Here is a 2,424-nt window from a genome sequence, read left to right as displayed (position 1 = left end):
AATGGTTAAATTGCCCGGCACCAACGTATGAACACTCATGGTCTCGCCATTTTTGTCCGTTACCCCACTGAACACTTCCCCTTGTTGAGTGGTAATCCGATAACGAGTAAAGGGTTTTGGCACCTGGGTTTGATCTTTCAAGGTGTACCCAGCGGCGTAACCGCCTGGCAGAGGTGAAGCGACAGTTGCCAGGCTGGCAGCACCTGTTTGTTGTACGTGGGCGGCCTTGAGATAAATGTTGCCGGGTGCCCCCAGTTCGATATCGCCGCCCTTCAAGCGTATGTAAGCCCCAGCACAATTAAGGACGAGTTCTTGCGGCGCAGTCACTTCAATGCGCCCGCCTACGCTTTCGATCTTGATATCGCTCTTGGCCATCGCGTGCAGGCTGCTGCCCAGTGCATGCAGATCAATTTTTCCTTGACCAGCTTTTAGCTGCAGGTCAGCACTTTTTGCGAGGATGCTGATGCCTTCCTCAGCCGTTGCGGTGATGTTGTTGCCGGCGCTGATGTCGGCATTCTGTCCGGCAATGAGGCCGACACTTTCGCTGCCGGAGGACAGGCAGACCGCTTTGGGACTGACGATGCCAATACCCGCCGGTGCATGCAGCAGCATCCCGGGTTCTGCCAAGCCGTTAAGTGCCTGGACCAGACGTTGCTGGCTGTCGGTATCGCCAGCGGTCGAGTCCAGGCTGCGAGCTGCTCGGTCGAGTGAGCGAGCCAGCGACAAGGCATCTTCGAGTTGCGCGATGGCTGCGGTCATATCGAGCTGCTCGCCTTCAGCCTTGGTCTGTTCGTCAGCGCTGATGAATAGTCCCTTCCCGCCCCTTATCGCGCCTTTGCCATCGGTGCGCAGCTCAAACCCTGCGCCGCGCTTGTGCTTCTTGGCATCCACCAGATGCCCCAGATTCAACTGGCTCTTGCCGCTGTGCTCGGTGCTGAGCTTGATGTGTTCTGCGCCCCGGTCGTCTTCCATGCGCAGCTTGTTGTTCGCCGGAGTGCGCAGCACGTTGCGCCGGTAGTCGCTTCTGGCTAGCGTCACATGGTCGGGGTGTTCGTTGTCGTGCAGGGCATGGGCAATGTAGGGCCGGTCCGGGTCGCCCTGTTCAAAGGCAACCGCCACTTCCGTGCCTGGGAGTAACGGAAAATGCAGGCCGTAGGTGTCGCCGGCGTAGGGTCGGGCAAGGCGCAGCAACATACTTTCCGCGCCGGCTTTCCAGGTGTCGCGGTCGAACATGAAGCTCACCCGGTAGCGTCCCGTCAGGTCGATCTCCGAGTACGGGTAGTTCTCGACCGGACTGGTCAGCCGCGCCGGGATAGTGCCGGCGATTTTCGGTTTGGGCGGCACTGGGGGGCGAAAGCACACGTCGGCGGACCAGGGGATGGCCTGGAAGCTGACGCTGAAGGTGCGGTCGCGGGCGCCACGGGTGCTCAGGTGGGTAAGCACGGAACCGAGGGCGAAACTCTTCAGCGGGTTGGCGCTGATGTCGAGTATCTGGCCCGGCATGAGCACGGCACTGCTGCTGACGCCGCTGAGGCGGGCCTGGTTGTTGAGGTAGCGCTCGTGGCGCAGCCGGGCGTAAAAGTAGCCACTTTCGGTGGGCAGCTTTTCGTAAAAATCGTAGCGATCGCTGAGCTCGGTGTAGGGTTCGGCATAGTGGTAGGCTTCGCCGTAATTGAACCTTACGCTGCGCGTCTGCTCGATCTCGCCGTCCAGATAAGCGTCGATATCCTGGGGGTTGTAGGCGCGAATATTGACGTGTTTTTCCACGACTTCGTGGCTCGTTTGCAGGTCCCAGACGCTGTCCTGATCGGGGCTGTTGAAGCCGGAGGGCGTGCAGCTGGGCAGTTCGATACGCGGTTGTTTGTAATGGCGCTGGTCGTCGTGGAAATACACGACGTCCACGTTGTACTTTTCTTCGCTGTCGAAGCGGTACCAGATGCCGACATCGGCCAGCAACCGGTCGAGGAAGGCCAAATCGCTTTCCGCAAACTGCATGACCTGTTCGCGCCTGGGGTAATCGCGCATCAGCTCGAAGCGGAACTCGTTGTTCTCGAATCGATGGCGATCGCGCAGGATGCTTTTGACGATCTCCGGCACCGATTGATTCTGGTAGATGCGGAACTGCTGGCCGCGCCCCAGCAGTGCCATGCGCGGTTGCAGGGTGGCTTCGTAGCGTGCTTCGTCGAGGGATGCGGACAGACGTTTGAAGCGCGTGATGATGCCGTGCACGGTGCGCAGCGGGTTGAATTCGGGGACGGCGAAGCCGCGGGGGATTTTCGGTTTGCCAGCCGGGTACAGGCTGAAACTGGCCCGGCGGTTGAGCAACGTTTCAGCGTCGATGTCGAGGTCGCTGGCGGTGAACTCGATGCAGTAGGTGAAGGGCTGGCTGAGCTGTTCTTCGCCGTGGAAGCACAGGACGTCGAG

The 2,424-nt window shown here is 60.0% G+C and carries 1 protein-coding gene; it reads right to left on the bottom strand.

What is annotated here, in order from left to right; all coding sequences use genetic code 11:
* Positions 1-2,424 (bottom strand): type VI secretion system Vgr family protein (locus ORL50_RS28630; protein ID WP_266020055.1); only part of this gene is annotated, 2,424 nt, incomplete at both ends.

The organism is Pseudomonas sp. RIT-562 (assembly GCF_026241895.1).
Taxonomy (GTDB): Bacteria; Pseudomonadota; Gammaproteobacteria; order Pseudomonadales; family Pseudomonadaceae; genus Aquipseudomonas; species Aquipseudomonas mandelii_F.
Note: the sequence above shows the minus strand (reverse complement) of the source record. Positions and strands in the feature narration are given on the sequence as shown.